This is a genomic window from Micromonospora yasonensis (genome assembly GCF_026013475.1).
In the GTDB taxonomy this organism is placed as follows: domain Bacteria; phylum Actinomycetota; class Actinomycetes; order Mycobacteriales; family Micromonosporaceae; genus Micromonospora; species Micromonospora yasonensis.
This window is the reverse complement of sequence record NZ_JAPDPH010000295.1, coordinates 1-7,415: the sequence shown is the minus strand read 5'-3', so window position 1 is coordinate 7,415 and position 7,415 is coordinate 1. Positions and strand designations below refer to the sequence as shown.

Here is a 7,415-nt window from a genome sequence, read left to right as displayed (position 1 = left end):
GGCGGCCGCCGCCGAACAAGCCCCGCCGCTCGCGGCGGTCGGCCTGACCACCGAGCGGGCGACCGACCCGATCGGCCTCGACCTGGCCCAGCCCCGCCTCGGCTGGCGGATCGAGTCCGCCGCCCGGGGCGTGCTCCAGGAGTCCTACCAGGTACGGGTCGCCACCGGGCAGGCCCGCCTCGACGACCCCGACGTCTGGGACAGCGGCCGGGTCAGGTCGCGGCTGAGCACCCTCGCCCCGTACGCCGGCCCGGCGCTGAAACCGCGCACCCGTTACGTGTGGCAGGTCCGGGTGTGGGACACCGCCGGCCGGGCCTCCGGCTGGAGCGCCCCCGCCTCCTGGGAGACCGGCCTGGGCGGCGCCGAGGGCTGGCGGGCCGACTGGATCGGGCTGCCCGCGCCCACCGAGTCCTGGCGCGACTACACCGTGCAGACCACGGTGCGCCTCGAACGGGACGCGGCCGGGATCTACCTGCGCGCCCACGGCCCGACCAACGCCTACATGTGGCAGTTCTCCATCACCGGCGGCACCGCCAAACTGCGCCCGCACGTACGGGTCAACGGCGCGTGGAGCGTGCTCAAGGAGGTGCCCCTCGGCGCCGTCGTGCCGGCCGACAAGCTGACCACCCCGCACACCCTGCGCATCACCGCCGCCGGCGACACCATCACCACCTGGGTCGACGGCACCCAGGTCGACGTCACCCGCGACACCCGGCACCAGGGCGGCTCGGTCGGCCTGCGCACCGACGGTGCGGAGACCGGCGTCTTCTCCGACTTCTCCGTGACCAGCGGCGAGAACACCCTCTTCGCGGCCGCGCTCACCGACGACGAGAACCCGTTCGGCGGCGGCACCCCCACGTCGAGCGGGCTGCGGGTCACCGGCAACACGGAGGCCATGCTCACCGCGCTGGACGCGAACCCGCTGCTGCGCCGGGGCTTCCGGGTCGACGGGGAGGTCGCCCGCGCCCGGATCTACGCCACCGCGCTCGGCGTCTACCGGCTGTCGCTCAACGGGCAGCGGGTCGGCGACCACGAGCTGGCGCCCGGCTGGACCGACTACCGCAAGCGGGTGCAGTACCAGACCTACGACGTGACCCGCCAGCTCCGCCAGGGCGACAACGCGCTCGGCGCCATGATCGGTGACGGCTGGTACGCCGGCACCATCGCCTCGTTCGGCCCGGACCACTACGGCTCGCGTCCGCACCTGGGCGCGCAACTGGTCATCGACTACACCGACGGGCGCAGCGAGACGGTCCGCACCGACGGCTCCTGGCGCGCCACCCCCGGCCCGTTCCTGCAGAGCGACCTGATCCACGGCGAGACCTACGACGCGCGGCGGCTGCCGGCCGGCTGGGACCGGCCCGGCTTCGACGACGCAGGCTGGTCAACGGCCACCGTCGACGACCCCGGCGCCACCGGACCGGTCGTCGCCCAGGCCGACCCGCCGGTACGGGTGGCGCAGGAGCTGCCGGCCCGGACGCTGACCCAACCCACCCCCGGCACCTGGATCTTCGACCTCGGCCAGAACATGGTGGGCAAGGTACGGCTGAAGGTCGACGGGCCGGCCGGCACCACCGTGCGGATCCGCCACGCCGAGGTGCTCAACCCCGACGGCACCGCCTACACCGCCAACCTGCGCTCGGCCCGGGCCACCGACCTCTACACCCTGCGCGGCGGCGGCGCCGAGGTCTACGAGCCGGCCTTCACCTTCCACGGCTTCCGCTACGTCGAGCTGACCGGCTTCCCGGGCACCCCCGACCTGGCCACCGTCACCGGCCTGGTCATGCACACCGACGGGGCGCTCACCAGCGAGTTCGCGACCTCCAACGCGATGGTGAACCAGTTGCACAGCAACATCACCTGGGGGCAGCGCGGCAACTTCCTGTCCATCCCCACCGACACCCCGGCCCGGGACGAGCGGCTCGGCTGGACCGGCGACATCAACGTCTTCGCCGAGACCGCGACGTTCAACATGGACAGCCTCACGTTCCTCAGCAAGTGGCTGCAGGACCTGCGCGACGCGCAGTCGGCCAACGGGGCGTACCCGGACGTCGCGCCCCGCGCCTGCTGCGGCGACGGGGCGACCGGCTGGGCCGACGCCGGCATCACGGTGCCGTACACGCTGTGGCAGCGCTACGGGGACACCCGGGTGATCGAGGAGCACTACGCGTCGATGACGCGGTACGCCGCCTGGCTGCAGAGCACCAGCTCCGGCAACCGGCGCACCAACGCCGGCCCGTACCTCGACTGGCTCAACCTCGACGACCCGACACCCGCCGGCGTCATCGGCACCGCCTACTACGCGTACAGCATCCGGCTGCTGGGGGAGATGGCCGCCGCCATCGGCCGGGACGCCGACGCCGCCCGCTACGCGGCGCTGGCCAAGGACATCGCCCAGGCGTTCGTGGACACCTACGTCGCGGCCGACGGCACCGTCCAGGGCGACAGCCAGACCGGGTACGTGCTCGCCATCGGCATGAACCTGCTGCCCGACCCGCTGCGGGCCAAGGCCGCCGACCGGCTGGTCGCCAACGTACGCCGGCACGACTGGCACCTGTCCACCGGCTTCCTCGGCACCCCGGACCTGCTGCCGGCGCTGAGCGACACCGGACACCTCGACGTCGCCTACCGGCTGCTGCTGAACGACACCTACCCGTCCTGGGGCTACGAGATCGACAAGGGCGCCACCACCGTCTGGGAGCGCTGGAACTCGATCATGCCGGACGGCAGCTTCGGCGACGTGTCGATGAACTCCTTCAACCACTACGCCTACGGCGCGGTGGGGGACTGGATGTACCGGACCGTCGCCGGCATCCAGCCCGACCCCGGCAACCCCGGCTACACCCACCTCACCTTCGCGCCCCAGCCCGGCGGCGGCCTCACCTCGGCCCGCGCGTCGTACCGCTCGGCGCAGGGCGTGATCGGCAGCGACTGGAACCTCGACCCGCGCGGCGACATGCGGCTGCGCCTCACCGTCCCGGCCAACGTCACCGCGACCGTACGCATCCCGGCCCCCGGCCGGAACGCGGTCACCGAGGGCGGCCGACCGGCGGGCGACGCCGACGGCGTGCGGTTCGTCCGGATGGACGGCGGCACCGCCGTGTACGAGATTGGCTCCGGTTCCTACTCCTTCGCCGTCGACCGGGTGCTGGGCGACCTGGGCGACAGCGCCGACACGGTCGGCGCGCTGACCACGCTGACCGACGAACTCGCCGACGAGCTGGGCCGACCGGTGGTCGCGCACCTGCGCGCCCAACTCGGGAAGCTCGCCGACGAGACGACCGCGGCGCGGACCGCGTACCTGGGCGGTGACAACATCGCCGCCGCCGGCGCCGTGCACCACGCGCTGGCCACCGTGGCCGACCTGGACCGGTGGCTGCGTACCCAGGTCGGCGTGGACCGGATCGCCGCGACCCACGCCGACCGGTTCACCGCCCTGCTCACCCGGGTCGACCAGCGGCTGTCCGCGGCGTCGTCGGCCCTGGTCGGCGCGGTCGTCAAGCTCGACCTGCCGGTGGGTGAGCGGCTGCCCGGCGACGTCGTCCGGGCCAGCGTCGTCGTCGCCAACAGTGGCACCACGCCGATGACCGGGGTGACCTCCACCCTGCGCGCGCCCGACGGCTGGACGGTGACGCCGGTCGGCGACCGGCCCAGCACCGTCCCCCCCGGAGCCACCGTCAGCCACCACTACGACCTGCGGGTCCCCGCCGACCAGTCGCCGGCGTCCGTGGCCGTCGACGGGTCGGCCGGCTACCGCCACCAGGAGGGCACCGCCACCCTGCCCGTCGCCGGCACGATCACCACCGCACCCGCCGTGGTCATCGAGTCGACCGCCGCGACGCCCGCCGACGTGGCGCCCGGCGCTACCACGACGGTCGCCGCCGTGCTGCACAACCGGGCCACCCTGCCGATGACCGGGCAGCTCACCACCACCGCGCCCGACGGCTGGCGCGTGGCCCCGGCCGCCGGGTACGACCTCGCCCCCGGCGCGCAGACCACCGTGTCGACCATCCTCACCGCGCCGGTGTCGGTGACGGAAGGACCGGCGGAGATCACCGTGGCCACCGGCGACACGGAAGCCGAACGGCGCACGCTCGCCGTGCCGGTCCGGTTCACCAACCCGCCGGCCGGCGCGTACGACCACGTCGACCTCGGCGACCCGGCGTCGGAGCAGGCGCACCACCTGACCGCCTCGACCCACTCGGGCACCAACACCGAGGCCGGGCTGACCCGCCGTTACACCAACGTGAGCTACCCCGGCGGCTGGTTCGAGTTCGACCTCGCCGTCACCCCCGGCGAGCCGTTCGTGCTGCGGGCCGTCGAGACCTACGACCAGGCGCAACTGAAGGACTACGAGATCCTCGTCGACGGGGTGGTGGCCCACGCCCGCGCCTACCGGCGCACGGTGGGCGGGGCCGGCACGGTCAGCTACCAGTTCGTCGTCGACCTGCCGGACGCGACCCGCGACGGCGTGGTGCGGGTGCGGTTCCGCGACAGCGGCGACGGCTACGACCCGTCGATCGCCGACGTCTGGTCCGCGCCCCTGCCGTCCTGACCCCACACCACCATCGCTTCGAGGAGAGACGTCCATGGCGCAGACACCACCTCCGGGGGCCGAACTCAGCCGCCGATCCCTGCTCGGCTGGGGCGTGGCCGGCGCGGGAGCCGTCGCGCTCGGCGCGGCCACCGCCGCGCCGGCAGCGGCGGCCGCCCCGGACCCCGGCACCGGCGCCGGCCCGCTCGCGGTCGGCCGCCCCCGCACCGAGTACGCCGACCGGCCGCTCGGCACCGACGTGGCGCAGCCCCGCTTCTCCTGGACCGGCACCGCCCTCGGCCACGGCGCCACCCAGAGCGCGTACCAGGTGCTGGTGGCCACCAGCGCGGACCGGCTCACCCCGGGCGCGGCCGATGTCTGGGACTCGGGCCGGGTGGCCTCGGCGCGCTCGGTCGGCGTGCCGTACGACGGCCCGGGGCTGGCCCCGCGCACCCGCTACCACTGGGCGGTCCAGCTGTGGGACGGCGCCGGCCGGGAGACCGGCTGGAGCACGCCGACCTGGTTCGAGACCGGCCTGCGCGACGAGGGCTTCGGCGCGGCCCGCTGGGTCGGCGCGCAGCCCGAGGCCATCCAGACGCCGCTGGACTTCGCCGGCGCGTCGTGGATCTGGTCGCCGGGCGCCACCGCCGGCAACGCGCCGGCCGGTAGCCGCTGGTTCCGTGGCCGGTTCGCCGTTCCGGCCGGGGTGGAGATCGCGGTCGCGCACCTCGTCGTCACCGCCGACGACGACTACACCGCCTACCTCGACGGGCGCCAGGTGCTGTACGCCCCGCAGCAGGCCGACGGCTGGAAGAGCGCCGAACTCGCCGACGTCACCGAACTGGCCCGCGCCGCCGTCGGCGGCACGCTCACCCTGGCCGCGGTGGCCACCAACCGGCCCGGACCCGCGGTCAACCCGGCCGGCCTGCTCGCGAAGCTGGTGCTGGTGACCACCGCCGGCCAGCGGCTCGTGCTGGTCACCGACGCGTCGTGGCGCAGCACCGACGCCGAGCGCCCCGGCTGGCAGGAGGCCGGATACGACGACACCGGCTGGGCCGGCGTGGCCGTGCTCGCCCCGTACGGCCAGGGCCCGTGGGCCGGCAACGTCACCGTGCCCCAGCCGCAGGCGCTGAACCTGGCCGGCGCGTCCTGGGTGTGGGGCCCGGGCGCGACGGTGAACAACGCGCCCACCGGGCCGCGCTGGTTCCGCGGCCGGCTGGCCCTGCCGGCGGGGCTCGACGTCGCCTCCGCCCGGCTGATCATGAGCGCCGACGACGACTTCACCGCGTACCTGGCCGGGCAGCTCACCCTGTCGGCGCCGCAGCAGACCGACGGCTGGCGCACCGCCCGGGTCGCGGACGTCACTGAGCTGGCCCGCCGGGCCGTCGGCGGCGACCTGGTGCTGGCCGCCATCGCCACCAACCGGCCCGGCGCCTCGGTCAACCCGGGCGGTCTCATCGCGCGGCTCGTCGTACGGACCGCCGACAGCCGGGAGTTGGTGCTGGTCACCGACGCCGGCTGGCGGACCACCGGCACCGTCGAGTCCGGCTGGGAGCAGCCGGGACACGACGACTCGGCCTGGACCCCGGTGGTGGTGCTCGCCCCGTACGGGCAGGGACCGTGGGGCAGCGGCGTCGAGCCGCCGGTGGAGGAGCGGCCGGCACCGCTGCTGCGGCGCGCGTTCCAGCTGACCAAGCCAGTGGCCCGCGCCCGGCTGTACGCCAGCGGCCTCGCCTACCAGGTGTTGCAGGTCAACGGGCAGCGGGTCGGCACCGCCGTGCTGGACCCGGGGTTCACCGACTACGACGACACCGTCCTGTACGTGACGCACGACGTGACGGACCTGCTCGCCGAGGGGCGCAACGTCCTCGGCGCGGAGCTGGGCCGCGGCTTCTACGGCATGACCACCCGCAACGTGTGGCGCTGGCACCAGGCGCCCTGGCACGGCGAGCCCCGGCTGCTGGCCCGCCTCGTGGTGGACCACCCCGACGGGTCGCGGACCGAGATCGTCACCGACGACGCCTGGCGGATCACCAGCGGCCCCACCCTGTCCAACTCGCTGTACGCGGGGGAGACCTACGACGCCCGCCGGGAGCCGGCGGGCTGGTCGACGGTGGGGTTCGACGACTCCGGCTGGTCCCGGGCCAGTGTCCTGGACGCCCCGGCCGGCACACTGCGCGCCCAGGAGCACGAGCCCATCCGGGTGGTCGAGTCCGTCGCCCCGGTCACCCTCACGTCGCCGCGCGCCGGTGTCTGGGTGGCCGACTTCGGCCGGACCACCGCCGGCTGGGCGCGGCTGCGCGTCACCGCCCCGGCGGGCACCACCATCCGCATCCTCTACGGCGAGAAACTGCGCGCCGACGGCACCGTCGAGGCGTCCAACGGCAACGTGCAGAGCGCCCGGTTCCAGCAGGACGAGTACGTCGCCCGGGGCGGCGGCGAGGAGGTGTGGGAGCCGAGCTTCTCGTACAAGGGCTTCCGGTACGCGCAGCTCGACGGGCTGCCCGGCGCGGCCACCACGGAGACCGTCACCATGCGGGTGGTGCACTCCGACGTGCGGGACGTCGGCGAGTTCCGGTGCAGCGAACCGCTGTTCGAGCAGTTCGAGCAGATGATGCGCCGCACGGTGCGCAACAACCTGCACGGCATCCCCACCGACACCCCGATGTACGAGAAGAACGGCTGGACCGGTGACGCGCAGGTGGCCGCGCCCACCATGGCGGGCCTGCTCGACCTGTCCCGGTTCTTCACCAAGTGGCTCGGCGACCTGCGCGACAGCCAGGTCACCTCGGGGCAGGTGCCGGTGATCGTGCCCAGCGGCGGCTGGGGCTACCAGGAGGTCGACCGCCTCCTGGACGAGGCGTTCCAGCAGGTTTGTCCA

2 protein-coding genes are annotated in these 7,415 nt (G+C 74.5%); both read left to right on the top strand.

Annotated features, from left to right (window positions below; genetic code table 11):
- The coding region (locus ONA70_RS33210; RefSeq protein WP_265010437.1) for a family 78 glycoside hydrolase catalytic domain at window positions 1-4,555 on the top strand (4,555 nt) is incomplete at its 5' end.
- 34 nt (window positions 4,556-4,589) lie between these two features.
- Window positions 4,590-7,415 (top strand): family 78 glycoside hydrolase catalytic domain (locus ONA70_RS33205; RefSeq protein ID WP_265010436.1); only part of this gene is annotated, 2,826 nt, incomplete at its 3' end.